Below are 25386 nucleotides of genomic sequence, written 5' to 3'. Positions count from 1 at the left end.
GAGAACCGGTGGCGCACGGCGCGCTTCGGCCTCGACGCCGTGATGATCACGACCGCCGACGGCGCCACGATGCGGGTCGCGGAGGTGCTGCACTCCACGCTCGAGCGGCTCGAGCCGATCGCCGAGGAGCTGGGCGCGACCGAGGGCATCGCCGCGGCGGTGCAGGTGCTCGCGGACGGCGGCTCCGCGGCGCAGCAGCGCGAGGCGATGATCGCGGGGGCATGCCCGCGGTGCTCGAGCAGCTCGTCGACGCGATGCGCTCCTAGCCCGCAGGGCGCGAGAAGGCGGCGAGGAACGCCGTGCGGACGGCGGGCTCGCCCTCGACGAGCACCACCGCATCCCCGATCAGACCTCGTACCCCTGCTCGGCGATGAACGCCTCCGGCTCCTGCTCGGCGGCCCGCGGGTCCATCCACAGGAACTCGAGGACGATGCCGTCGGGGTCCTGCACCGCGTGCTGCACCATGAAGCCGTGGTCCTGCGCCTCGCGGGCCTCGGTGCCGCCGGCGGCCAGCGCCTTGGCCGCGATCTCCGCGACGGCCTCGCGGGAGGGCTGGCTGATGGCGACGAGCACCTGCGCCGTCGTGGCGGAGCCGGCGCCCTGCTTCGTCGTGAAGGCCTGGAAGTGCTCGCGTCGGAGGATCATGAGGGAGATCGCGTCCGAGACGACGACGCACGCCGCGTCCTCGTCGGCGCAGTGCGGCTCGATCCTCCAGCCGAGGCCCTCGTAGAACGCCGTCGCGCGGTCGAGGTCGGCGACGGGCAGGTCGACGAACACCATCGTGGACATGCGGGCTCCGCTCGGATGCGGCAACCCGCCGTCGGGTCGTGCGGCCCGATGCTCGCAATGCGCGAGCGTGCGGTCGAGAGGCGGCGCGGAGTGCGCGAATCCAGACCCTCGTGACGCTGAGCGCCTCCAGGTGCTGGATCCGCGCACGTCCGACCCGCCGCTGCCTCAGGCGTTCTTCGCGTCGCGCCAGTCGAGGAAGGGGCGCACCTTCTCGACGTCGTAGCCGTCGGCGGTGTCGTCGCCCGAGATCGACACCGTGATGAGGCGCGTGCCGAGCGCGTGCAGCGCGTCGAGGCGCTCGATGCCGAGACCGCCGACGCCCTGGCGCACGCTCGCGCCGTTCGAGACGACCATCTGCGAGATGTCGCGGCCGACGGCGTCCGCGTGGCCCTGCAGCACGTCGAGCTTGTGCTGCAGCTCGTCGGGGCCCGCGAACGAGTGCCAGACGTCGGCGTGCTGCGCGACGATGCGCAGCGTCTTGCGCTCGCCGCCGCCGCCGATGAGCACGGGGATGTCGCGCACCGGGCCCGGGTTGAGGCGCGCGAGGCGTCGCTCGATCCTGGGCATCGCGTCGGCGAGCGCACCGATGCGCGTGCCCGGCGTGCCGAACTCGTAGCCGTACTCCTCGTAGTCGCGCTCGAACCAGCCGGCGCCGATGCCCAGCACGAAGCGGCCGTTCGAGATGTGGTCGAGCGTGCGCGAGACGTCGGCGAGCAGGTCGGGATTGCGGTACGAGTTGCAGAACACGAGCGGGCCGAGCTCGACCCGTTCGGTGGCCTGCGCCCACGCGGCGAGCTGCGTCGTGCACTCGAAGTGCTCGCCGTCGGGCTCGCCGGACAGCGGGAAGAAGTGGTCCCAGTTGAACACGGCGTCGACGCCCATGTCCTCGAGTCGACGCACGGCGTCGAGCGACTGCTGGAAGGTGGCGTGCTGCGGCGAGACCTGCACGCCGATGCGGGTGGGGATGTCGGTTGCGACCATGCGATCGAGCCTACGCGCGCCCCGCCCCGTCAGGATGGGGAGCATGGACGCACGCCGCATCGACCTCGACGCCTGGCCCCGTCGCGAGCACTTCGCGCACTACCGCGAGCGCGTGCCGTGCACGCATGCGACGACGGTCGAGCTCGACGTCACGGCGTTCGCGGCGACGCTCGCCGCGTCGAGCAGGAAGACCTACGTGGCCCAGATCTGGGCGATCGCCACGGTCGTGCAGCGGCACGAGGCGCTGCGGATGACGCTCGTCGACGGCGAGCCGGCGCTCTGGGACGTCGTGCATCCCGCCTTCACGGTCCTGCGCCCGGCGACCGAGGCCTTCGCGTGCGTGTGGGCGCCCTACGACGCGGACTTCGCGGCCTTCCACGCGGCGGCGGCCTCGGTGCTCGCGGAGCACCGCACGACCGAGGGGCTCTTCCCCATGGGGCCGCCGCCCGCCAACGCCTTCGACGTCTCGAGCCTGCCGTGGACGTCCTTCACCGGCTTCTCGCTGCAGGTGCGCGACGCGTGGGACCATCTCGCCCCCATCGTGACCCTCGGGCGATACGTCGAGCGCGGCGCGCGCACGATGCTGCCGCTGTCGCTGCAGATCCACCACGCCGCCGCCGACGGCGTCCACGTCGCGCGCGCGCTCGAGGACCTGCAGGCGCTGCTCGCCGAGCCGGAGTGGGCCCGCTAGCGTCCGCCGAGCATGCGCTGCAGGGCGGCCTGATCCTCGGGGCTCAGGTTCGCGAGGTCGGGCTGTTGCTGGCCGCCACCGAAGACGGATCCCTGCGCGGGTGCGGGCGCGACGGCGGGCTGCTGCGCGCGCTTGGCGGGGTTGCCCGACCGCTTGCCCTTCGACTGCTTCGGCTGCGGCTGCCGCTTGCCCATGCCGTGGGCGCCCGGCACGGGACCCATCCCGGGGATGTTCGGCATGCCGCCCTTCGCGACGGTCTTCATCATCTTCGCCGCCTGCTCGAAGCGCTGCATGAGCTGGTTGACGTCGGTGACGGTCACGCCGGCGCCCTTCGCGATGCGCAGGCGGCGCGAGCCGTTGAGGATCTTCGACTGCTTCCGCTCGCGCGGGGTCATCGAGAGGATGATCGCCTCCGTGCGCGCGAACTCGCGCTCGTCGAAGCCGTCGATCGCCTCGCGCAGGCCCTTCGCGCCGGGCAGCATCCCGAGCATCTGCTTGAAGTTGCCCGCCTTGCGCACCTGCTGGAGCTGCTTCAGGAAGTCCTCGAGCGTGAAGGTGTCGGTGAGCATCGCCTCGGCGACGCGGCGCGCCTCCTCCTCGTCGAACGACTTCTGCGCCTGCTCGATGAGGGTGAGGATGTCGCCGAGGTCGAGGATGCGGCTCGCCATGCGGTCGGGGTAGAACGGCTCGAAGTCGTCGAGGCGCTCGCCCGTGGAGGCGAACATGATCGGCTTGCCCGTGATGCCGCGGATCGACAGCGCTGCGCCGCCGCGCGAGTCGCCGTCGAGCTTCGTGAGCACGACGCCCGTGAAGTCGACGCCCTCCTGGAAGGCCTTCGCGGTGTTCGCAGCGTCCTGTCCCGTGAGCGAGTCGACGACGAACAGCACCTCGTGCGGGTCGATCGCCTTCCGGATGCGAGCCGCCTGCTGCATGAGGTCGGCGTCGATGCCGAGGCGACCGGCGGTGTCGACGATCACGACGTCGTGCTGCCGGCTGCGCGCGAGCGCGACTCCGTCGCGCGCGACCCGCACGGGGTCGCCGACCCCGTTGCCGGGCTCGGGCGCGTAGACCGCGACGCCCGCCTGGCCGGCGACGACCTCGAGCTGCGTGACGGCGTTGGGGCGCTGGAGGTCGGCGGCGACGAGGATCGGCGTGTGGCCCTCGCCCGCGAGGTGCTTCGCGAGCTTGCCGGCGAGCGTCGTCTTGCCCGCACCCTGGAGGCCGGCGAGCATGATGATCGTCGGCGGGTTCTTCGCGAGCTCGAGGCGGCGCTGCTCGCCGCCGAGGATCCCGACGAGCTCGTCGTTGACGATCTGCACGACCTGCTGCGCCGGGTTGAGGGCGCTCGAGACCTCCGCGCCGAGCGCGCGCTCGCGGATCCGCCCGTGAAGTCCTTCACGACGTCGAGCGCGACGTCGGCGTCGAGCAGCGCACGGCGGATCTCGCGGACGGTGCCGTCGATGTCCGACGGCGTCAGCCGACCCTTCGTGCGCAGCTTCGCGAGGGATTCGGTGAGCCGGGAGGAGAGAGAGCCGAACGCTGCCATGGTGCCTCCGATGGTACCGGCGCGGCGCGGCCGCCGTGGCTACGCTGGCAGCATGCGCCTCTCCCTCTCGCCGCGCGAGGCAGGAGCGCTGGCGAGATCGCTGCGCAGGCGCGGGCCGACCCTCGCCGCGCTGGCGGAGATGGCCGCCCATCGCTTCGGCTCCCGCACGGCGCTCGTCGTCGGCGAGGCGACCTGGTCGTTCGAGGACCTCTGGGGGGATGCCGAGCGGCTCGCTGCGCAGTGGCACCGCGAGGTGCTCGAGCGGCCGCGGACGATCGTCGCGGCATGCGACGGCGCCCCGCTCGTCCTGGCGGTGCTCGCCGCCGGCCGGCTGGGCCTCGACGCGTGGCTCGCGAATCCGCGCCGCATCGCAGCCCTCGACGGCGTGGCCCCGCGCGACGCGCTGCTCGTGCATCCGGGCGACGCGCCCTCGTGGCACGCGGGCCCCACGGTCGCCGCGAGCGACGTCCTCTCCTCCGCGCGCGTGCCGCAGCCGCGGATCGCCGGCACGCGCCGCGTCGGACGGCTCGTGCTCATGACGGCGGGCACGACGGGTGCGCCGACGCCGCACGTCACGAAGCCGTTCGGCGTGCGCGGCATGCGACAGCTCGAGGGCCTGCACCGCCGCGTCGGCATCGCGTCGACCGACACGGTGCTCGGCTGCGCGCCGCTGCACCACGGGCACGGCGTGCAGCTGCTGGCGGCGACCCTCCTCACGGGCGCGACGCTCGTCTCCTCCCCCGGCACGCGTGCGTCGACGCGGCTGCGCCTCATGGGCGAGCGCGGCGTCACCGTCGTGAGCGGCGTGCCGACCCAGCTCGAGCGACTCGTGGCCCAGGTCGAGGACTCCGGCGCGGCGCCGCCGACGCTGCGCCGCATCGTCTCGGGCTCCGAGCCGCTCGATGCCGCGCTCGTCGCGCGGCTGCACGCGGCGTGGGGCCCCGTCGTCATGAACGCGTACGGCACGACCGAGACCGGCACGGTCGCGGTCGCGACGCCCGACGACGTCGAGCGGCATCCCGACGCCGTGGGCCGTGCGCTGCCCGGCACCCAGATGGGGATCGTCGGCCACCCGCAGGGCTCGGACGCCGAGGGTCGCGTCTGGCTGCACGGCGCGGGCCGCACGGTCATCACCGACGATGCGGGCCGCATCGTCGACGGCAGCCTCACGCTGCTGGGTCGGCTCGACCCGCGCGAGTGAGGGCTGGCCGTCGGCGAGCGGCGTCAGCCGACGAGCTGCTCCACGAAGACGTGGGGCGTGAAGCCCGTGAGGTCGTCGATGCCCTCGCCCTGGCCGATGAGCTTGATGGGGATGCCGGTGCGCTCCTGCACGGCGAGCACGAAGCCACCCTTCGCGGACCCGTCGAGCTTCGTGATGACGAGGCCCGTCACGCCGGCGTGCTCGATGAACGCCTGCGCCTGCACGACGCCGTTCTGGCCCGTCGTGGCGTCGAGCACGAGCAGGACCTCCGAGATGGGCGCCTGCTTCTCGACGACGCGGCGGATCTTGCCGAGCTCGTCCATGAGCCCGCCCTTCGTCTGCAGCCGACCGGCGGTGTCGACGATGCACATCGCGATGCCGCCCGTCTTCGCCCGCTCGACCGTCTGGAAGGCGACGGACGCCGGGTCCTGCCCCTCGCGCTCGGGCCGCACGACCTCGGCGCCGGCGCGCTGCGCCCAGGTCGCGAGCTGCTCGACCGCCGCCGCGCGGAACGTGTCCGCGGCGCCGACCACCACGGACTGGCCGTGGCTCGACAGCAGCCTCGCGAGCTTGCCGATCGTCGTCGTCTTGCCGACGCCGTTCACGCCGACGACGAGGATCACGGCAGGTCGCTCCTGCAGGGTGAGCGTCGGGTCGTACGCGGCGAAGCGCTCCTCGAGGCGCTCGCGCAGCATGCGCCGCAGCTCGCGCGGATCGTCGATCACGAGCCGCTCGACGTCGGCGCGCAGCGCCTCGACGACCTCCTCGGCGATGTCGGGGCCGAAGTCGGCGGTGATGAGCGCGGTCTCGAGGTCGTCCCAGGTCTCGTCGGTGATCGTCTCCCGCTGGAACATCCCTCGGAGCGCGTTCGAGATCGACCACCGCTGTGCCATGCATCGATCGTAGGCGCTCGCCGCGGGACGTCCGGCGCGCGTCGTCGCCGGACCGGGGCGGTCGGGCGTATGCTGGGCCTTCGCGAAGGGGAGTATCCCGGTTGCGCCGTGATTCGTCATCACGAGCCCGAGGGCTCCGGTCACGGCGGCGTGCGTCAGCACGTGGGAGAGACGTTCGTCCGTCCCACGCACCCTCACGCCGCTCGGAAGGCCGCCCGTGACCACCTATCAGATCTTCGAGATCGTCTCCATGACGCTGCTCGTCGCCATCCTCGTCGCCGACCTGCTCATCGTCACGAAGCGACCGCACGTGCCGTCGATGAAGGAGGCGACCGCCTGGGTCGTGCTCTACGTGACGCTCGCCCTCGTCTTCGCTGGTGCGCTGCTGCTGCTCGGCGACGGTCAGCGCGCGGGCGAGTTCGTCACCGGCTGGCTGCTCGAGTACTCGCTGTCGATCGACAACCTGTTCGTCTTCATCATCATCCTCAGCCGCTTCGCGGTGCCGAAGGAGATGCAGCAGCGGGTGCTGATGATCGGCATCCTCATCGCGATCGTGCTGCGAGGCATCTTCATCCTCGTCGGCGTGCAGCTCGTCGAGCAGCTCTCGTGGGTCTTCTACATCTTCGGCGCCTACCTCGTGTACGTCGCGTGGAAGCAGGCGTTCGGCCACGAGGACGACGCGGGCGAGCAGGACAACCTCGTCACCCGCATGCTCAAGCGGCGCGTGAACTTCACCGACACGTGGAACGGCGGCAAGGCGACGCTCGTCGAGGACGGCGTGCGGTACATGACGCCGTTCGTGCTCGTCATCGTCGCCCTCGGCACGACCGACCTGCTCTTCGCGATCGACTCGATCCCGGCGATCTTCTCGGTGACGACCGACCCGTTCCTCGTCTTCGCGTGCAACATCTTCGCGCTCATGGGGCTACGCCAGTTGTACTTCCTGCTCGGCGGCCTCCTCGACCGTCTGGTGTACCTGCACTACGGCATCGCCGCGATCCTCGGCTTCATCGGCGTCAAGCTCGTCTTCCACGCCATGGAGGCGAACGAGCTGCCGTTCATCAACGGCGGCGAGCCCATCGCCTGGGTGCCGCACATCGAGACGTGGCACTCGCTGCTCGTCATCCTCGTGTCGATGGTCGTCGCCGTCGTCGCGTCGCTCGTCAAGCTCCGCATGGATGCGCGCAAGGGCGGCGACGGCTCGCTGCACCTCGGACCTGCGGAGGCCGAGCTCGGCGCCGACGGGCACTTCCACATCGTGGATGCGACGGGTGCGTCGTTCGCGAGGCCCCTCACGATCGAGCCGCGCACGCAGGGCCTCATGGTCGTGGACGCCGACGGCAAGCAGGCGCCCATCACCGACTTCGACCGCGACGTGCTGCGCGAGGCGGCCGTGGAGGACATGCCCGAGTCCGCGCGCGACGCCATCCGCGACGAGGCGCGCGCCGAGTTCGAGGCGAAGGACCGCGCGGACGGCGCTGCGGCTGCCCGCGCCGTGACCGACGAGGGGCCCGACGCGCGACGATGACGACGCGGCTCGATCCCGCGCCGATCCTCGCGTGGCTCGCCCCGCGCGCGATCGCCGGGATCGAGCACGTCGACGAAGCCGGCTACCGGCGCACGCTGCGGACGCCGAGCGGTGCGGTGGTGGCGTCGGCGACGGTCGAGCCCGCGTCGGCGACCGGCGTCGTCGTCGGCGGCGGCGACGAGGCGGCGCGCGATGCCATGGCGGCGGTCTTCGCGCCGACCGTCGATGCGGAGGAGGCGGACGCGCTGCTCGCGTGGGTCGCGCGGCGCCACGACCTGCCGCTGCTCGCCGCGTCGGTGCGCGCCGCTCCGCTGCTGCGGGCGGCGGGGTGCGCCGACCCGCACGAGATGGTCGTGCGCGCCATCGTGGGCCAGCAGATCTCGGTGGCGGCCGCGACCGGCCAGCTGCGGCTCCTCGCGGCGCTCGGCGACCCGCTCCCCGAGCCCGTCGACGGGCTGGACCGCGCCTTCCCGACGGACGCGCAGATCGCCGCGGGCGCCACGGCCGTCCTGCGCGGCCCCGCTGCGAAGGCCGAGGCCGTGGCGCGCGCCGCCGCGGCGCTCGCCGACGGATCGGTCGTCGTCGAGCGCGGCGTCGACCTCGAGCGCATGCGGGCACAGCTGCTCGCGCTCAAGGGCGTCGGGCCGTGGACGGCGGGCTACGTCTCGCTGCGGCTGGGCGACCCCGACGTGCTGCTGCTGGGCGACTCGGCCGTGCGCGCGGGGGCGCGGCGCCTCGGCGTCGGCGACCTCGCAGCCGTCGCCGCCGATGCCGCGCCATGGCGCTCGCACCTCATGCTGCACTGCTGGCGTGCCGCGTCCTGACCCGCCGGTCGCATCCGCCTCCGGTCGCAGTAGCGTGTGCGGGTGCGCGCTCCCGACGACGACGGCCCCTTCTTCCACGGCACGGCGGCGGCCCTGCCGCCCGGCGCGCTGCTGACGGCGGGCTTCCGCTCGAACTACCGACCCGACGTCGTCATGCGGCACGTGTACGTCACGGCCCTGCGCGATGGCGCGGGCCTCGCCGCCGAGCTCGCGGTCGAGCTGGTCGGCGGCAGTGCGACGCCGCACGTCTACGAGGTCGAGCCGACCGGCCCCCTCGAGGACGACCCCAACGTCACCGACCAGCGGTACCCCGGCAACCCGACGCGGTCCTATCGCACGACCCAGCCCGTGCGGATCGTCCGCGAGGTGCACGACTGGACGCGACTGACGCCCGAGGCGCTGGAGACCTGGCGCGAGCGCATCGTCGCGAAGGCGCCCGAGGAGCGCGGCGAGATCCTGAACTGACGCCGGCGACTCGCTGCCTGCGGACGTGCGAAGCCCCGGCCGGCTCATGCCCCGGCCGGGACTGCGACCAGCGTGCCGTGCTCGGCGCGCCCCTGCCGGCACGCCTCGCGGCGTGTCGCCGGATGCCGTCGGCTACCGGTCGGCGGCGATCGGCAGACCCAGCGAGTCCGACGTCGCCGGCGCCGCGTCCGGCGTCCTCGGTCGATGCACGAGCGTCACGAGCACGACGGAGATGATCATGAGCAGGAACCAGGAGACGACCTTCTGCGGCGACACCGGCTCCCAGCCGTCGACCTGGTTCGGATACGTCCAGGCGCCGACGGCCGTGCCGACGTTCTCGGCGATCCAGATCGCGATGCCGACGCCGACGAAGGGCACGAGCAGCGGCCACCGCCAGGCGCGCGCATGGACGCGGAAGTGCATGATCGTGCGACCCCACAGCAGCAGCACCGCGACGACCAGCACCCATCGCGCGTCCCAGACGACGTGGTGCGTGTAGAAGTTCGCATAGATCGCCGCCCCGAGCACGATGGTCGCCCACAACGGCGGGTAGCGCACGAAGCGCAGGTCGAACAGCCGCATCGAGCGCACCATGTACGAGCCGATCGCCGCGTACATGAACCCCGAGAACAGCGGCACCCCGCCGATCCGCAGCACCCCGTCCTCCGCGTAGCTCCACGACCCGACGTCGGTCTTGAACAGCTCCATGACGGTGCCGACGACGTGGAACAGCAGGACGACCCAGAGCTCGCGCACCGTCTCGAGCCGTGCGACGAGCATCCCGACCTGGATGCCGACGGCGACCACGACGAGCGCATCGTTCGGGGCGATCGCCGCATCCGTCGGCCACCACAGGCGCACGGCCACGATCGCGACGAGGATGAGGACGCCGAACACGCACGCCCACGCCTGCTTGAGCACGAAGACCCACGCCTCGACGACCCAGGGGCGCCAGCGTCCCGTGCTGCGCGCGAGGACGGCGGTCGCGCGCGCGTCGATCCAGCGCTCGACGACCGTCAGGTCGCGCGCGCGGCGCAGGGGGCGCTGTCCGTCAGCCACGCCTCGACGCCGTCACGGTGAACGTGGTGTCCCGCGCGATCTGCCGCGTGGGACCGACGACGCGCTCGAGCGCCGCCCGGTAGCGCAGGTGACCGTTCCACACGGCCCACAGCTCGCCGCCCGGCCGCAGCACGCGCGCTGCCGCCTCGAACATGCGGTGCGCGAGCCCGGTGTGCACGGCGGCGTCGGCGTGGAAGGGCGGGTTGAGCAGCACGACGTCGACGGCGCCGTCCGGCAGCGACGCGGCGGCGTCGTCGCGCACCGCGGTCATGCGAGCGCCGTTCGCGGCGGCCGTGAGCACCGTCGAGCGCACCGCAGCCGCGGATCGATCGGTCGCGGTGACCGTCGCGTGCGGCTGCGCGAGCGCCGCGGCGGTCGCGAGCAGGCCGGAGCCGCACCCCAGGTCGAGGATCGCCTCGGCGCGCGGCAGCCGGCGGATGCGCTCGAGCAGCATCCGGGTGCCGCGATCGACGCTCGTGCCGGCGAAGACGCCCCCGTGGGCGACGACCGTGAGCCCGACGTCGTCGTGACGCACGGTGCGCGGCCACGCGAGCGGCGGGAGGTCCTGATGCGGCTCGCGCGCGTGCAGCACCCTCGCCTTGCGATGGGCGAGCGTCGCCCGGACCTCGTGCAGGTGGCGGGCGAGGACGTCGTTCTGCGTCCGGGTCATGTGCTTGACGCGCCCGCCGGCGACGAGCTCGACCCCGGCCGAGGCGTGACGGGCCACGAGCCCCGCGATCTCGTCGAGCGCGTCGAGCGACCGCGGCAGCTGCAGCAGCACGACGCTCGCGTCGGCGACGAGGTCCGCATCGAGCGCGTGGTGCGCGAAGCCGGTCATGCCGAGCCGCGCGGCGTTCGCCTCCAGCGCCCGCTCCGACGTGATCGCATCCTGGTGCACGCGCACGCTCGTCGCGCCGGCGTCGAGCGCGCCGAGCGTGAGCGCACCGTGACGGTCGCCCACGACGACGACCTCACGACCGGGCACCAGGTGCGCCGCCTCCTGCAGGATGAGCGCGTCCGCGGCGTCATGCGCCTGCAGATCCGGCGACTCGACGTCGGGCCAGCGGCGCAGGGCGTCGAGGTCGAGCATCGCTCCAGCGTAGGCGTCGGTCGTGGGGCGTACCGTCATCCGCATGGATGAGATCGCGCTCGTCGCAGCGCTGCGAGCGAGGATGCGCGGCGAGGTCGTCGCGTCGGCCGACGAGGCCTGGCACGAGGTGCGGCTGCCGTGGGCGCGCGGCGTCGATCAGCGCCCGATCGCCGTGGCCACCCCGCTCGACGTCGACGACGTCGCGGCGGTGCTCGCCGTCGCGAGGGAGCACGGCGCGACCGTCGCGGTGCAGCCGACCGGTCATGGTGCGGTCGATGCGCTCGAGCACGCGATCCTCGTTCGCACGTCCGCGTTCGATCGCATCGAGGTCGACGTCGAGGCGCGACTGGCGCGCGTCGGCGCCGGCGTGCTGGTCGGCGACCTGCTCGCCGCGCTCGACGGCACCGGGCTCGTGGGCCCCACGGGCTCGAGCCGCATCGTGTCGGTGGCGGGCCTCGTGCTCGGTGGCGGGCAGGGATGGTTCGCGAGGCTCGGCGGGCTCGGCGGCGAGTGGCTGCGACGCGCGCACGTCGTGCTGCCCGACGGCTCCGCTCGCTGGCTCGACGACGGCGACGAGGCGATGCGACTGCTGCGCGGCGGTGCGGGACTCGTCGCGATCGCGACCGAGCTCGAGCTCGCGCTGCGTCCGGTCTCCGACCTGCGCGGCGGCGCGATCGACGTCGCCCTCGAGGATGCGGGAGCGATGCTGCGGGCCGCGGGCGGGCTCGTCGACGCCGAGCCCGGCCTCGCGCTCGCCGTCGCGCTGCTCGCGATGCCCGACGCGCCCGTGCTGCCGGAGGCGATCCGCGGGCGCAGCTGGTGCGCGGCGCGCGTCGTGCTCGCCGACGTCGACGAACGGGCGATCGCACCGCTGCGCGCCGCCGCCGCACCGCACCGCGACGCCGTGGCCCCGATCGCGCCCGGCGCAGTGCACACGATCTCCGCCGACCCGGAGGCGCCCGGCGCGTCCATCGGCTGGTCGGCGCTCGTGCCCCGCCTCGACGACGCGACGATCGATGCGCTCGTCGCCGCGAGGCAGGATCCGGCGCTCGCCCCGATCCTCGGCATCGAGGTGCGGCTCCTCGGCGGCGTCGAGGCGTCGCGTCCGTCGCTCGTGCCGCAGCCGACCGAGCGGTGGATCGTGTCCTGCATCGCCCCCATCCCTCCTGGCGCCGACGGCGAGGCGCAGCGCACGGCCGTCGCGAGCCTTGCAGACCGACTGGCCTCCGTGACGAACGACCTCACGCTGCCGACGTTCCTCGCCGGCGGACCGCTCTCACGTGCGCTGCCGCCGGATGCGATCGAGGCGCTGCGCACCTGGCGCGCCGAGCACGGCGGCGCCGTGCTCCACCCGAGCAGGCTGCCCGACTGAGGAACCGTGCGACGGCGGACGAACGAGTCGCATCGGAGGTTGTCTCGCGCGGGCGACAGCCCTCGCGCAGGATCGGTCCAGGAGGTCCACCATGCACCGTACGCTCCCCGACCGCAGGGTCGCCGCCACGCTCGTCGCCGCCGCTGCCGCCCTCATGCTGCTCGGCGGATGCGCCGCCGGCGCGGGTGGCGGCGCTCCGCCCTCGCTCGATCCCACCGCATCCGACGACGCGGGCTCGGGGGGCGATCCGACGACGGAGCTCGGCGCGCTGCCGCAGCCGCTGCCCGACGGCGAGGTGGTCGGGCAGGGCCTCGTGCTCGACGCCGGCGTGCCGGTGCTGTGCCTCGGCCCCGTCCTCGAGTCGGCGCCGCCGCAGTGCGGCGGCCTGCGGCTCGCGGGCTGGGACTGGTCGTCGCTCGACGGCTGGGAGGAGCAGTCGAACGTCCGGTGGTGCTCGTACGCCGTGCAAGGCACCTGGGATGGCGAGACGTTCACCGCCACGAGCGACCCCGTCTCGCTCGCGCTGTACGACCCCGCGCCGGTCTCGACGCCGGCGGCGGAGCCGGGGGTCACCGAGGTCGCTGCCCTCGAGCGCATCGCCGACGTGCTGCGGCAGGCGATGGGCGAGGCGCTGCTGGACGCCGCGCCGGTCGACGGCCGCCTCGACGCCACGGTGGTGTTCGACGACGGCACGCTCCAGGAGCACGTCGACGCCGTCTACGGCCCCGGCGTCGTCCGCATCGTCAGCGCGCTGCAGCCCGTGCAGGTGCCGTGAGCGCGGGTCCCGGCTCGAGCGACGCTCCCGCAGGTGGACGCGTGGGGGCCAGCATCGGCGCGCTCGCCGCCGCGGCGGCGAGCGTCGCGCTCCTCGTGCTGGTCGCATGCGCACCCGTGCAGCCGCAGGTCGGCGACGCCGCGCCATCCTCCGATCCGAGCGCACCGCCCAGCATCGCGGCCGACGTGCTGCCGGCGCAGGCGGTGCCGAGCGGCGAGGTGGGGGTGCGAGGCGAGGTGGTCGACGTGGACGGCGCACCCGAGCTCTGCCTCGGCCCGCAGTTCTCGATCGCACCGCCCTTCGCCTGCGGGGGCGCGCCGATCGTCGGGCTCGACTGGGGCGAGGTGGACGGCGAGGACGCCGTCGGCGACACGCGTTGGGCGACGATGGATCTTCGTGGCGTCTTCGACGGCAGCACCCTGACGCTGACCGCCGAGCCGACGCTCGCAGACCTCTCGGCATCCCCGAGCGGCCCGCCGCCGTCGTCCTCGTGGGAGCCGCCGAGCGATGCGCTGCTCGACGTCGAGGCCGCGGTCGTCGAGGAGCTCGGCCCTCGCGCGCTGAGCACGATCGCGATCGGCGACGTCGTGCTCCTCGCCGTGCTCTACGACGATGGGTCGCTGCAGGCGTACCTCGACGCTCGGCACGGCGAGGGCGTCGTCGAGGTCACGAGCCTCATGACCGACGTCGCGGGGTGAGGCGCCTCCTCAGCCGTCCTGGCCGCGGCCGGTCGCGGCCTGCAGGCGCTCGATGTGCTCCGACGCCTCCGCCTTCGTGAGATCGGCGGGCAGCTCCTCGCCCGCCTCGCGCGCGAGCGTGTCCAGGTAGCTGCGCTGCGCAGCCGTCATCGGCTCGTCGCCCGTCGTCCACTCGCTGGGATCCTTCACCGCGGCGTCCTGCGGGTCGGCGGCGCCGAGGGTCTCGCCCGGCTGCATCGTCTGGTCGTCCGTCATGCCTTCGAGGCTAGGCACGACCACCGACGACGGCGCGGGGTTGCGCGCGGGCTACGAGGCCTGCGCCCCCTCCTCGCGACGCGTGCGCTGCCCGACGACGACCGAGACGCCGTCCTGCTTCATCGAGACGCCGTAGAGCGCATCCGCGATCTCCATCGTGCGCTTCTGATGCGTGATGACGATGAGCTGGCTCGTCTCGCGCAGCTGCTCGAACACCTGCAGGAGGCGGCCGAGGTTCGCGTCGTCGAGCGCGGCCTCCACCTCGTCCATGATGTAGAACGGGCTGGGTCGCGCCTTGAAGATCGCGACCATGAGCGCGACCGCCGCGAGCGATCGCTCGCCTCCCGACAGCAGCGACAGCCGATCGATCTTCTTGCCGGCGGGCCGCACGGTGACCTCGATGCCGGTCTCGAGCATGTCATCGGGATCGGTGAGCGCGAGGCTGCCCGAGCCGCCGGGGAAGAGCACCGGGAAGATCTCGGCGAACGCGGCCCTCGTGTCCTCGAACGCCGCCGCGAAGATGCCCTCCATGCGCTCGTCGAGGTCGGCGATGATCTGCTCGAGGTCCTTGCGGGTCTTCGCGAGGTCGGCGAGCTGCTCGGTGAGGAACGCGTGCCGCTGCTCGAGTGCCGCGTACTCCTCGAGGGCGAGCGGGTTCACGCGTCCGAGCCTCGCGAGCTTGCGCTCCGCGTCGGCGAGCTCCCGCTGCCACGCCGCCCGGTCGAAGGCCTCGTCGGGGCCGTGCTCGGCCACGAGGACCTCCTCGTCGACGCCCAGCTCGGCGGCCGCGCGCTCGAGGAGCGAGGACAGGTGCAGACGCTGCTCGTACGTCTCCATCTCGAGGCCGTGGACGCGCTCCGTGAGCGCGTGGAGACGCTCGCGCAGCTCGGTCTCCTGCCTGCGCAACGTGCCGAGCGCCTCGGAGTTCTCCCGACGCGCGGCCTCGCGCTCGGCGAGCAGCAACCGCGCCTCGGACAGCGAGCGGTCGACGGCCTCGAGCACGGGCGGCAGCGCACCGGCGACGCGCTCGGCGGCGGCGCGCTGCCGCTCGCGCACCACGGCGCGCCGTGCGGCATCCTCCGCCGCCTGCCGCTGGGCGGCCATCTCGCGCTCGAGCGACGCGGCGCGCTCGCGCTCGACGCGCACGCGCTCCCTGGCCGTCTCGAGCTCGATGCGCAGCTCGGTCTCCATGCCGCGCTCGGCGTCGAGCTCCTCCACGAGCGCATCGCGCGCCGATGCGTCGAGGATGGGTCGCGGCGTCTGCTGGAAGTCGGCGAGCCGACGCTCGGCGGCCTCGAGCGCCGCGCCCGCCTCGGCGAGCCCCGCCTCCGCCTCCGCGACGGCCGCCTGCGCGCGCTCGCGCTCGGCGACGGCGGACTCGAGCCTCGCGCGCACACGCGAGCGCTCCTGCCCTCGCGCCGCCGACTCCGCGTCGTGCGCGCGCAGCGCCTCGAGCGCCTCCTGCGCCTCGCGCCTGCCCGACTGCAGCGCCTGGCGCTGCTCCTCGACGACGCCCGCCTCCTGCTCGATGCTCGCGCTGAGCGCCTCGAGCCGCGCGAGCGCGGCGTCGCGCTCGGCGACGAGCTCGAGGCGCGACGCGGCGTCCTTCGACCCGCCCTGCAGTCGGTGCTCGGTCATGACGTCGCCGTCGCGCGTCACGAGCGTGATCGGTCCGCCGAGGTCGAGATCCGCCAGCCGGGCGCCGACCTGGGCAGCGGCGCCCAGGTCGTCGACCACGAAGGTCCATGCGAGGAGCCCGTGGACGACCTCGGGCGCGTCGACGACGCTCGGCGCGTGCGTCGCCCCCGCGACGTCCGGCACCGTCGGACGCATGGCGCGCGCGTCGCCGACGACGACGTCGACGCGGCCGTGGCCACCATCCCGCGCGTGGCCGACGGCGGCGATCGCCGCGTCGCGACTCGTCGCGAGCAGCGCCTCGCCGAGCGTGCCGAGCGCGGCGGCGATGGCCGCCTCGAAGCCGCCGCGCACGCGGACGTGGTCGGTGACGACGCCGTCGATGCCGTCGAGCCCTGCGCCTGCGAGCGCCGCCGAGGCGCTCTGCGCGTCGAGCGCGAGCGAGAGCGCCGTCGAGCGCGCCGCGAGGGACTCGCGCTCCCGCTCGCGGGCGTGCAGCGCATCCCTCGCCTGCTCGAGCGCCGCCTGCAGCGCGGCGACGGTCTCGTCCGCCGCGCGCCAGCGCGCGCCGAGCGCCTCGGCGTCGCCGGCCTCGACCTCGTCGTCGCCCAGCGCATCCACCGCCTGCTGCGCCTCCACCAGCCGCGCCTGCGCGTTGTCGAGCGCCTGCCCGCGACGCTCGACCTCCGTCGCCCGTGCGCTGCGCGTGGATGCCGCGACCTCGACGCGCGAGCGGTGGGCGGCGAGCTCGAGGTCGTGCTTCGACACGAGCGCCGACTGCCTGGCGATCTCCTCGTCGAGCGCGTCGAGGGATGCGCGCGCGAGCGCGACCTTCGCCGCCTGGCTGCCGAGCTCGCGCTCGCCCGCCGACACGCGCTCCACGAGCAGCTCGGCCTCCGCGCGCACCGCCGCGACCTGGTCGGCGGTGACGAGCCGCGAGGCGTCCTGCTGCTCGACGGGCTCGCCGAGCAGCGCGAGGCGCTGATGCGCGAGCGTCGAGAGCGACTGCAGCCGCGTGCGCTCGCGCTCGAGGCCGTGCACGACCTGCCGCGCGCGATCGACGTCGTCGCCGACCATCGTCTCCTCGATCCGAGCCGCGCGCATGCGCGCCTGGTCGAGCTGCTCCTGCAGCACGATCCGCTCGCTCTTGCGCTCGGACTCGCTGCGCGCCGCCGACGCGAGCGACTCGCGCAGCCGCACGACCTCGTCGGCGATCAGCCGCGCCTTCGCCTCCCGCACGGCGGCCTGGATCGACTGCGCCTCCTTCGCGATCTCGGCCTGCTGGCCGAGCGGCTTCAGCTGCCTGCGCAGCTCGCCCGCGAGGTCGGACAGGCGCGTGAGGTTCTGCTGCATCGCGTCGAGCTTGCGCAGCGTCTTCTCCTTGCGCCGCCGATGCTTGAGGATGCCCGCGGCCTCCTCGAGGTAGCCGCGACGATCGGTGGGGCTCGCCTGCAGCAGCGCATCCAGCTGGCCCTGGCCCACGATGACGTGCATCTCGCGGCCGAGGCCGGAGTCGGAGAGCAGCTCCTGCACGTCGAGCAGCCGGCAGGACTCGCCGTTGATGGCGTACTCGCTGCCGCCGTTGCGGAAGAGCGTGCGGGAGATCTGCACCTCGGCGTACTCGATGGGCAGCGCGCCGTCGGCGTTGTCGATCGTGAGCTCGACGTGCGCACGCGACAGCGGGCCCGTCGTCGCCGTGCCGGCGAAGATGACGTCCTCCATCTTCCCGCCGCGCAGCGTCTTGGCGCCCTGCTCCCCCATCACCCAGGCGAGCGCGTCGACGACGTTCGACTTGCCCGAGCCGTTCGGCCCGACGACCGCGGTGACGCCCGGCTCGAAGCGGAAGGACGTCGCGCGTGCGAAGGACTTGAAGCCCTTGACGTCGAGGCTCTTGAGGTACACGCGGCTCCCGGGTGGATGGATCGGCTCCACCGTAGCGCCGGGGCGTCCCGTTGCCGCGCAGGCGGGCCGTCGCTACGCTGCAAGGCTGCCCTGCGAGCGCGGTGCGGCGAGAGGGAGCCATGACGATCGAGGTCCGCGAGATCGCGGTGCCGGCCGCCTACGACGACGGCTCGCCCGAGTGGGCGACGTTCGCCGACATGGTGGAGGTGCGCAACGCCGTCATGCGGCACCTCTGGGACGGCGACGCCACGCACGACATCACGACGCGCGAGGCGTACGGCACGGCATCGAGCCAGGAGGACGAGCGCATCGTCTACCTCGGCGGGTGGCTCGACGGCGTGCTCGTCGCCCGCGGCTACGTCGAGCTCTCCCGGCACGAGGCGCTCCACATCGCCGGCGTCGACGTGCTCGTGGTGCCCGAGGCGCGACGCCGGGGCGTCGGCACCGCCGTCTGGCGCGAGATCGAGCGCATCCTCGACGCCGACGGCCGCACGACGGTGCAGGCGTGGGTCGACCACCGACCTGCCGGCGGGCCCGCGCTCGACGCGCCGACGGGCTTCGGGAGCGTCCCGCGCGACGCGGCCGAGGTGCGCTTCCTGCTCGGTCTGGGCTTCCGGCTCGAGCAGATCGAGCGCATGAGCGAGCTGCGGCTCGACGAGGCGCGCGACGCCCTCGAGCGGCTGCGCGAGGAGGCGCGCGCCCACGCGCACGGCTACGCCGTCCGCACGTGGGCGGGTCGCACGCCGCCCGAGCTGCTCGACGACCTCGCCGTGCTGCATCAGCGCATGTCGACCGACGCCCCCGCCGCCGGCCTCGAGCACGAGGAGGAGGTGTGGGATGCGGGCCGCGTCGAGCGCGTCGAGGACGTCGAGGAGCGCCGCGGCCGGCAGATGCTGCGCGCCGTCGCCATCCACGAGGCGACCGGGCACGTCGTCGCGTTCACGACGCTCGTCGTCGCGAGCCCCGAGCGACCCGTCTACCAGCACGACACGCTCGTGCACGCCGAGCATCGCGGCCACCGGCTCGGGATGCTCGTGAAGGTCGCGAACCTGCTCGCGCTCGCGGACCGCATCCCCCTCGGCGCGCGCGTGCACACGTGGAACGCCGAGGAGAACCGGCCGATGCTGGGCGTCAACGAGGCGCTCGGCTTCCGCGCCATCGGCTACGAGGGCGCCTGGCAGCTCGTGCGCGACGGCGCCCGCTGACCGCGTCCGGGCAGGAAGCCTCGCTCGGGCACAGGGCGCGCAGGGTGCGGCGGCCTACCATCGACGGCATGACGACCGAGGTCACCGCACCGTCCGCGCCGCCCGTCTCCCCGACGCTCGCCGCCGAGCTGCGCCGGGCGGTGACGAGCGGCCGCACGCGCTCGGTGGCGTGGCGTCGCGCCCAGCTGGACGGCCTCGTGCGGATGCTGACGCAGAACCTCTCGCTGTGGGAGCGCGCGCTCGCCGCCGACCTCGGCAAGTCCGCCGACGAGACGCACGTGACCGAGGTCGCGCTCGTGCTCGACGAGGCCCGCCATGCGCGCGCGAGCGTCGGCAGGTGGATGCGTGCGCGACCGGTCGTCGCGCCGCTGGCGCTGCAGCCCGCCGTCGCGCGCGTGCGCCCCGAGCCGCTCGGCGTCGCGCTCGTCATCGCGCCGTGGAACTACCCCCTGCAGCTGCAGCTCGCGCCGGTGGTGGGCGCGCTCGCAGCCGGCGACGCCGTCGTCATGAAGCCCTCGGAGCTCGCGCCCGCCACGGCGCGCCTCCTCGCCGAGCTCGTGCCGGCCTATCTCGACGACCGCGCGGTCCGCGTCGTCACGGGCGATGCCGACGTCGCCTCCGCGCTGCTCGAGCAGCGCTGGGACCACATCTTCTACACCGGCGGCGAGCGCGTGGGGCGCATCGTGGCCCGCGCCGCCGCCGAGCACCTCACGCCGACGGTGCTCGAGCTCGGCGGTGCGTGCCCTGTGTGGGTCGACCGCACGGCCGACGTCGCCGTGGCGGCGCGCCGCATCGTGTGGGCGAAGCTGCTGAACGCGGGGCAGACGTGCATCGCGCCGAACCACGTGTTCGTCGACGCTCCCGTGCGGCAGCGCCTCGAGGCGGAGCTGCGCGCGGCGCTCGCCGAGCAGCAGCCCGATCCGCGGACCTCCGCCGACTACGGCCGCATGGTCTCCAAGTCCCACCTCGATCGTGTCGTCGAGCGCCTCGGCGACGGCACGGTCGTCGTCGGCGGCGAGGTCGACCGCGACGCACGCTACGTCGCGCCGACGCTGCTCGCGGACGTCGCGATCGACGCACCCGCGGTCACGGAGGAGACCTTCGGGCCCATCCTGCCCATCGTCCCGCTCGCGAGCGTCGAGGCCTTCGCCGCACTGCAGCGCGAGCGTCCGAAGCCGCTCGCGCTCTACGCGTTCGGCGACCGCGGCGTGCTCGACCGGCTCGAGCGCACGACCTCCTCGGGCGCATTCGGGCGCAACGTCGCCGTCGCGCACGTCATGGTGCGCGGCCTGCCGTTCGGCGGCGTCGGGGCGAGCGGTCACGGCGCCTACCACGGGCGCCGCTCGTTCGACCTCTTCAGCCACGCGAAGGCCGTGCTCGCGAAGCCCACGCGCCCCGAGACGCTCGCGCTGGTCTTCCCGCCCATCACCGAGGCGAAGCGCGAGGTCATCCGCCGCCTCGTCCTGCGCCGCTGAGCGCCCGGCCGGCGAGAGGCGCGATAGCGTGGAGGGAGCACCCCACGCGCCTCCCATGATCCAGCACGCCGAGCACGGACCCGCCACCGCGGCCCAGGCCGCCCGTGCCCGCACGACGTCGCGGTCGCGGCACCTCTGGATGGACGGGCTGCGCGGCCTCGCGATCGTGCTCATCGTCGAGCTCCACGCATCCGCGATCATGCGCATGCACGGCATCAACCCCTCGCCGGTGCTCGAGTGGCTCGACGTCGCGGTCTACCCGTTCCGCATCCCGATGCTCATGCTGCTGTCGGGGATGCTGCTGCACGCCTCGCTCGCGAAGGGCACCCGGCGCTACCTCGTCGGCAAGGCGAGGACTATCCTGTGGCCGTTCGCGGTGTGGTCGGTGCTGCTCGTGCTCGCGTACGACTTCATGCCGTGGTCGTCGCTGCTCGACGCGCTCGTCGCGCCGGGCAGCCACCTGTGGTTCCTGCACGCGCTCCTCGTCGCATACCTGCTCGCGCTGGCGCTGCGTCGCGTGCCGACGTGGATCTCGGCGCTCGGCGCGTTCGCCGCAGCCGGGATCGTCGCGCTCGTCGACCTGCCGACGTGGGCGATGCAGCTGCAGCCCGAGCGCCTGCTGATGATGCTCGGCTACTTCCTCGCCGGCGCGACGCTGCGCGCACGGTGGGACGTCGTCGAGGGATGGCTGCGCCGCACGTGGGTGCTCGTCGCGCTGCTCGCTGCCGCGGCGGCGCTCGTCGCGCTCTCCGTCGCGCCCGACATCCGCGTCTCGTACACGATGGCCGAGTACGCGCCCCTGGTCCTCGCGGGCGTGCTCGCGCTCGTCGCCGTCGCGATCCGCCTGCCGTGGACCTCCTGGCCGGCGCGAGCGCTGCGCGCGATCGGTCGCGACTCGATCGTCTTCTACGTGACCCACTGGTTCGTGCTCATGGCGCTCGTGTGGCCGCTGTGGCTCGTGCCGGACTTCGTGCCGCTCGACGTGCAGGTGCTCGCCGTCGCGACCTCGCTGCTCGCCGCGGCAGGGCTCGCATGGCTCTCGCACCGCATCCGGCTCGTCGGGCTGCTCTTCCGCCTCTGACGCGACGCGCGGGACGTCGGGTCAGGCGAGCCCGCGCGGTCGCCGCTGGCAGCGCGGGCACCGGTACGACGACCGGTTCGACCACGACTCGCGCACGATCGGCGTGCCGCAGCGGGCGCAGGGCCTGCCCGCCTGCCCGTAGGCCTGCAGGCTGCGGGAGAAGTAGCCCGACTCTCCGTTGACGTTGACGTACTGCGCGTCGAACGACGTGCCGCCCTCGGTGAGCGCGCGCTCGAGCACGCCCTGCACCTCGGCGAGCAGGTCGCGGCCGCGCGCGCGAGAGAGGCGCTCGGCCGGCGTGAGGTAGTGCAGCCGGGCGCGCCACAGCGCCTCGTCGGCGTAGATGTTGCCGATGCCCGAGACGAGCTGCTGATCGAGGATCGCCGCCTTCACGCCCTGCCTGCGTCGGCGCAGGCGCGCGACGACCGCATCCGCGTCGAAGTCGGGATCGAGCGGGTCGCGCGCGATGTGCGTCGCGTGGTCGGGCACGCCGTCGACGAGCGGCCGCACCGACATCGAGCCGAAGATGCGCTGGTCGGCGAAGTGCACCGCGACGGCGCCGTGCAGCGGATGCTCGAGCTGCAGGCGCACGCGCGCGTGCCGCTCGAGCGCGGCACCCGGCTCGCGCAGCAGGACCTGCCCGGACATGCCCAGGTGGATCGAGAGGGCGCGCTCGTCGTCGAGCGGCACCCAGAGGAACTTGCCGCGTCGCTGCGGCATCGCCATCGTGCGCCCCAGCAGCGTCGCCTCGAAGTCGCGCGCCCCGGCGTCGTGGCGAGCGACCGAGCGGTCGTCGAGCACCTCGACGCCGACGATCGTCGCACCGGCGACCGCGGGGGCGAGGCCGAGGCGCACGACCTCGACCTCGGGCAGCTCCGGCACGCGTCAGCCTCGCTCGACGGCCGCGTCGGCGTCGCCGTCGTGCAGCATCGTCCACGCCGTGAGCGCTGCCGACATCTCGGCGGCCTTCTTGCTCGTGCCCTCGCCGGTCGCGACGGCCTCGCCGTCGATGCGGACCGTGGCGGTGAAGGTGCGCGCGTGATCGGGGCCCGTCGCCGTGATCGCGTACTCGGGGCTGCCGCGATCGAGCCGCGCGCTCAGCTCCTGCAGGTGCGTCTTCGGGTCGAGGGCGGCGCCGGATCGCTCCGGATCGTCGAGCAGCGGGCCCACGAGGCGCAGCACGAGCGCGGCGGAGGCCTCGTGTCCGAGGGACAGGTAGGCGGCACCGAAGATCGCCTCGAGGGCGTCGGCGAGGATCGACGACTTGTCGCGACCGCCCGTCGTCTCCTCGCCACGGCCGAGGAGCAGATGTCGTCCCAGACCGATGCGGCGCGCGACCTCGGCGAGCGCGACGGTCGAGACGACGCCGGCGCGCCGCTTCGCGAGCTCACCCTCCGACAGGTCGGGATGCCGATCGAAGAGCTCGATCGTGATGGCCTGGCCGAGGATCGTGTCGCCCAGGAACTCGAGGCGCTCGTTCGTCGGGATGCCGCCGTGCTCGAACGCGTACGACCGATGCGTCAGCGCCAACGCCAGAAGCTCGGGGTCGATGTCGACCCCGAGCTCGGCGTGCAGATCGGCGTGGGCGTCCACCCGATCGGACGTCATCAGACGTCGGCGACCTTGCGGCCCTTGTACTCCATGAAGAGCGGCGTGCCGGCCGAGTCCTCGACCACGCGAGCGCGGTGCGGGAGGCTGTAGACGGTGCGGCCGTTCTCGACGGTCTTCACGAGCGTGGGGACCGACGCCTTCCACTGCGAACGGCGCGAGTGCGTGTTCGCACGCGACTTCTTCCGCTTGGGCACTGCCATGGCTACTCCTTCTCGGGCGCGCGCGTCTGCGCGGCCTCGTCGTCATCGAGGAGTCCGGCCAGGGCAGCCCATCTCGGGTCGAGCTGCTCGGGCGGGCTCCATTCCGTCCCAGGCGCGAGCCGCTCCCCCGTGATGGGGTCGAGACCTGCGCAGTCAGGCCGGTCGACGGGGTTGAACGGCAGTGCCAGCACCACCGCATCCCGGACGACCTGCTCCAGGTCGATGGCGTCATCGACCACCTGGAACTCGGAATCCTCCGAGCGATCATACGCGAACAGCTCGATGAAGTCGACTTCGACGGGCAGGCGGAATCGCAGGAGGCAGCGAGAGCACTCGGCGTCGGCCGTGACGCTCGCGGAGCCGGTGGCGAGGATGCCCTCGTGCACGCTCTCGAGACGCACGTCGATCCCGACGGGCTCGGCGGCGGGCACGGCGGCCAGCCCCTCCCCGACGCGATCGGCGAACGCGGCCTCGAGGTCGTGCTCGCGCATCTGGCCCGGCTTGCCGACGAGATCCCGGATCCCGATCTGGAACGGCGTTGCATGTGCGGACACGCCCTCCAGCCTACGAGGCCGCGCGCCCTTCCACGTGCACCCCCGCTCCGCGTGCCAGGATGCGCGCATGACGAGGGGCACCCGACCGCGCACGACGAGCCTGCGCACGGCCATCCCGGTCGCGCTCGTGGGATGGCTCGTGTGCGTCGAGCTCGTGAGCGGCATGCTCCAGGGCTACTACGTCACGATCTCGACCGAGATCGCCAGGCACCTGTCGATCGTCGACGCCGACCTCAACTGGTTCGAGGCCGGGCAGCTGCTGCTCTCGGCGCTCTCGGTGCCGGTGCTCGCGAAGCTCGGCGACATGCACGGGCACAAGCGCGTGCTGCTCGCCTCGACGGTCGTCGTCGCGGGTGCGAGCTGGTGGATGGCCTTCGCCGGCGACTTCTGGAGCTACCTCGTCGCCTTCTCGCTGCAGGGCATCTACGCCGTCTGGCTGCCGCTCGAGATCGCCCTCATCTTCGACCGCGGCCGGCGCACGGGCCGTGCGGCCTCCGAGACGCGACGTGCGGCGGGCCTGCTCGTCGTCGGGCTGGAGACGGGGGCGATCCTCGGCGCCCTCGGCGCGGCGCGCGCCCATGCCGCCTTCGGCGAGGCGATGGTGCCGACGCTCCTCGTGCCCGCGGTCTTCGTCACGCTCCTGCTGCCGGCGATCTGGCTGGGCGTGCCCGAGTCCGAGCCCCTCCCGGACCGTTCGCTCGACGCCGTCGGCTTCTCGCTGCTGGCGCTGTCCCTGCTCACCGTGACGTCGGGCCTGACGTTCCTGCGGCTCATGGGCGCAGGCGCGCCGGTGCCGTGGATCCTCGTCGGCGCGGGCGTGCTGCTCATGCTGCCCTTCGGCAGGTGGGTGCTGCGCCGGCCGGACCCCGCCATCGACCTGCGCGTGCTGCGCCGCCCGGAGATGTGGCCCGTCCAGCTCACCGCCGGCCTCGTGGGCGTGAGCCTGCTCGGCGCGCAGACGCCGCTCGCGACCTATGCGGGCACGGATCCCGACGAGGTGGGCTACGGCCTCGGGCTCGACGCGAGCGGTCGCTCGATCGTCATCGGCGTCTACCTGCTCTCGCTCATCGTCGGCGCGATCCTGCTCGCCGTCCTCTCGCGCCGGATCCGCCCGAGGCTGCTGCTCATCGTCGCGGCCAGCCTCGTCGGCGTCGGCTACCTCGCGCTCGTCGTCGCGCACGACACGCTGCTGCAGATGCTCGCGTGCCTCGTGGTCGCGGGCATCGGATGCGGTGCGCTCGTCGGCGCGATGCCCGCCGCGGCCGCGGCAGCCGCACCGCGAGGGCAGACGGGCGTCGCGACGGCGCTCACGAACACGACGAAGACGATCGGCGGCTCCTTCGCCTCGTCGATCTTCGCGATCGTGCTCGCGACGGGCGCCGTCGGCACCGCGGCCTCGATCGGCGGGTACGTCACGGTGTGGGTCGTCTGCGGCGCCACGGCGCTCGTGGCCGCGGTGGCGCTCGTCGCCGTGCCACGGCTCGCGTTCGCGGACCCCGACCCGGTGCCGGATGCGGCCCAGGAGCCGCCCGCACCGTCGCCGGCGCGCTGAGCAC

The 25386-nt window shown here is 73.6% G+C and carries 22 protein-coding genes and 2 pseudogenes; 12 read left to right on the top strand and 12 right to left on the bottom strand.

Translation table 11 applies throughout. The features are described 5' to 3' along the window. Positions 1 to 345 precede the first annotated feature (345 nt). Positions 346 to 780, bottom strand: coding sequence for a VOC family protein (locus tag C1N71_RS14930; RefSeq protein WP_254678148.1), 435 nt, complete (start codon positions 778 to 780; stop codon positions 346 to 348). Positions 781 to 954: 174 nt separating this feature from the next. Continuing rightward, positions 955 to 1770, bottom strand: coding sequence for an LLM class F420-dependent oxidoreductase (locus tag C1N71_RS05540; protein ID WP_137755499.1), 816 nt, complete (start codon positions 1768 to 1770; stop codon positions 955 to 957). Between the two features lie 43 nt (positions 1771 to 1813). On the opposite strand from C1N71_RS05540, the gene C1N71_RS05535 reads away from it, so the two are divergent. Continuing rightward, positions 1814 to 2461 carry a CatA-like O-acetyltransferase gene (locus C1N71_RS05535; protein WP_137755498.1) on the top strand — a complete coding sequence of 216 codons (648 nt, stop codon included), beginning with the start codon at positions 1814 to 1816 and terminating at the stop codon, positions 2459 to 2461. On the opposite strand, the pseudogene ffh reads toward C1N71_RS05535, so the two are convergent. After that, positions 2458 to 4007 (bottom strand): annotated as a pseudogene (ffh, locus tag C1N71_RS05530) (signal recognition particle protein). The gene C1N71_RS05535 and the pseudogene ffh overlap by 4 nt on opposite strands. A gap of 52 nt (positions 4008 to 4059) precedes the next feature. Between ffh and C1N71_RS05525 the strand changes: the two are divergent. Continuing rightward, positions 4060 to 5208: a class I adenylate-forming enzyme family protein gene (locus tag C1N71_RS05525; RefSeq protein WP_175414117.1), complete on the top strand. Its 1149-nt coding sequence runs from the start codon at positions 4060 to 4062 to the stop codon at positions 5206 to 5208. A gap of 23 nt (positions 5209 to 5231) precedes the next feature. Here C1N71_RS05525 and ftsY read toward each other — a convergent pair whose 3' ends face one another. Next, entirely contained in the window at positions 5232 to 6101 is an 870-nt protein-coding gene (gene ftsY, locus C1N71_RS05520; protein ID WP_137755496.1) for a signal recognition particle-docking protein FtsY, read from the bottom strand. A 250-nt stretch (positions 6102 to 6351) separates the two neighbouring features. On the opposite strand from ftsY, the pseudogene C1N71_RS05515 reads away from it, so the two are divergent. From C1N71_RS05515 to C1N71_RS05505, 3 genes and pseudogenes are all read left to right on the top strand, one after another. After that, positions 6352 to 7281, top strand: a pseudogene (locus C1N71_RS05515) (TerC/Alx family metal homeostasis membrane protein); the annotation flags it as partial. A gap of 344 nt (positions 7282 to 7625) precedes the next feature. Then, a complete protein-coding gene (locus C1N71_RS05510) occupies positions 7626 to 8453 on the top strand; it encodes a DNA-3-methyladenine glycosylase family protein (protein ID WP_137755495.1) in 828 nt (275 codons plus the stop codon). 42 nt (positions 8454 to 8495) lie between these two features. Further along, positions 8496 to 8918, top strand: a complete 423-nt coding sequence (locus tag C1N71_RS05505) for an NAD(+)--rifampin ADP-ribosyltransferase (RefSeq protein WP_137755494.1) — start codon at positions 8496 to 8498, stop codon at positions 8916 to 8918. Between the two features lie 132 nt (positions 8919 to 9050). Here the strand turns inward: C1N71_RS05505 and C1N71_RS05500 are convergent, their stop codons facing one another. Continuing rightward, positions 9051 to 9977, bottom strand: a complete 927-nt coding sequence (locus C1N71_RS05500) for a DUF817 domain-containing protein (protein WP_254678112.1) — start codon at positions 9975 to 9977, stop codon at positions 9051 to 9053. Next, complete coding sequence (locus C1N71_RS05495; protein WP_137755493.1) at positions 9970 to 11067, bottom strand: class I SAM-dependent methyltransferase; 1098 nt, start codon at positions 11065 to 11067, stop codon at positions 9970 to 9972. The genes C1N71_RS05500 and C1N71_RS05495 overlap by 8 nt, the downstream gene beginning before the upstream one ends. A 43-nt stretch (positions 11068 to 11110) precedes the next feature. Between C1N71_RS05495 and C1N71_RS05490 the strand changes: the two genes are divergently transcribed. The 3 genes from C1N71_RS05490 to C1N71_RS05480 all read left to right on the top strand — a co-directional run bounded on the left by C1N71_RS05490 (position 11111) and on the right by C1N71_RS05480 (position 13912). After that, the gene (locus C1N71_RS05490; RefSeq protein WP_137755492.1) at positions 11111 to 12439 is read left to right on the top strand and encodes an FAD-binding oxidoreductase; all 1329 of its coding nucleotides are present in this window, start codon (positions 11111 to 11113) and stop codon (positions 12437 to 12439) included. Between the two features lie 91 nt (positions 12440 to 12530). Continuing rightward, positions 12531 to 13214 carry a hypothetical protein gene (locus C1N71_RS05485; RefSeq protein ID WP_137755491.1) on the top strand — a complete coding sequence of 228 codons (684 nt, stop codon included), beginning with the start codon at positions 12531 to 12533 and terminating at the stop codon, positions 13212 to 13214. Between the two features lie 41 nt (positions 13215 to 13255). Beyond that, entirely contained in the window at positions 13256 to 13912 is a 657-nt protein-coding gene (locus tag C1N71_RS05480; RefSeq protein WP_137755490.1) for a hypothetical protein, read from the top strand. Positions 13913 to 13921: 9 nt separating this feature from the next. On the opposite strand, the gene C1N71_RS05475 is transcribed toward C1N71_RS05480, so the two are convergent. Both C1N71_RS05475 and smc read right to left on the bottom strand, forming a co-directional pair. Continuing rightward, positions 13922 to 14167, bottom strand: coding sequence for a DUF3072 domain-containing protein (locus C1N71_RS05475; RefSeq protein WP_137755489.1), 246 nt, complete (start codon positions 14165 to 14167; stop codon positions 13922 to 13924). A 51-nt stretch (positions 14168 to 14218) separates the two neighbouring features. Continuing rightward, the gene (smc, locus tag C1N71_RS05470) at positions 14219 to 17704 is read right to left on the bottom strand and encodes a chromosome segregation protein SMC (protein WP_137755488.1); all 3486 of its coding nucleotides are present in this window, start codon (positions 17702 to 17704) and stop codon (positions 14219 to 14221) included. Between the two features lie 119 nt (positions 17705 to 17823). On the opposite strand from smc, the gene C1N71_RS05465 reads away from it, so the two are divergent. From C1N71_RS05465 to C1N71_RS05455, 3 genes are all read left to right on the top strand, one after another. Further along, complete coding sequence (locus C1N71_RS05465) at positions 17824 to 18909, top strand: GNAT family N-acetyltransferase (protein WP_137755487.1); 1086 nt, start codon at positions 17824 to 17826, stop codon at positions 18907 to 18909. A gap of 68 nt (positions 18910 to 18977) precedes the next feature. Continuing rightward, positions 18978 to 20384: an aldehyde dehydrogenase family protein gene (locus C1N71_RS05460; RefSeq protein ID WP_137755486.1), complete on the top strand. Its 1407-nt coding sequence runs from the start codon at positions 18978 to 18980 to the stop codon at positions 20382 to 20384. Positions 20385 to 20439: 55 nt separating this feature from the next. Then, on the top strand, positions 20440 to 21465 hold the full coding sequence (locus tag C1N71_RS05455; protein ID WP_137755485.1) for an acyltransferase family protein: 1026 nt from the start codon (positions 20440 to 20442) through the stop codon (positions 21463 to 21465). A 21-nt stretch (positions 21466 to 21486) separates the two neighbouring features. On the opposite strand, the gene mutM is transcribed toward C1N71_RS05455, so the two are convergent. From mutM to C1N71_RS05435, 4 genes are read right to left on the bottom strand one after another with little or no spacing between them, the layout of a single operon-like run. After that, positions 21487 to 22347 (bottom strand): bifunctional DNA-formamidopyrimidine glycosylase/DNA-(apurinic or apyrimidinic site) lyase, encoded by an 861-nt coding sequence (mutM, locus tag C1N71_RS05450; RefSeq protein ID WP_137755484.1) that lies wholly within the window; start codon positions 22345 to 22347, stop codon positions 21487 to 21489. Between the two features lie 3 nt (positions 22348 to 22350). Next, entirely contained in the window at positions 22351 to 23073 is a 723-nt protein-coding gene (gene rnc, locus C1N71_RS05445; RefSeq protein ID WP_137755483.1) for a ribonuclease III, read from the bottom strand. Then, positions 23073 to 23276 (bottom strand): 50S ribosomal protein L32, encoded by a 204-nt coding sequence (rpmF, locus tag C1N71_RS05440; protein ID WP_092506169.1) that lies wholly within the window; start codon positions 23274 to 23276, stop codon positions 23073 to 23075. The genes rnc and rpmF overlap by 1 nt, the downstream gene beginning before the upstream one ends. 2 nt (positions 23277 to 23278) lie before the next feature. Next, the gene (locus tag C1N71_RS05435) at positions 23279 to 23830 is read right to left on the bottom strand and encodes a YceD family protein (protein ID WP_254678111.1); all 552 of its coding nucleotides are present in this window, start codon (positions 23828 to 23830) and stop codon (positions 23279 to 23281) included. Positions 23831 to 23897: 67 nt separating this feature from the next. Here C1N71_RS05435 and C1N71_RS05430 point away from each other — a divergent pair, with 67 nt between their 5' ends. Further along, positions 23898 to 25382, top strand: a complete 1485-nt coding sequence (locus C1N71_RS05430) for an MFS transporter (RefSeq protein WP_137755481.1) — start codon at positions 23898 to 23900, stop codon at positions 25380 to 25382. Positions 25383 to 25386 lie beyond the last annotated feature (4 nt).

The organism is Agrococcus sp. SGAir0287 (assembly GCF_005484985.1).
Lineage (GTDB): Bacteria > Actinomycetota > Actinomycetes > Actinomycetales > Microbacteriaceae > Agrococcus.
Note: the sequence above shows the minus strand (reverse complement) of the source record. Positions and strands in the feature narration are given on the sequence as shown.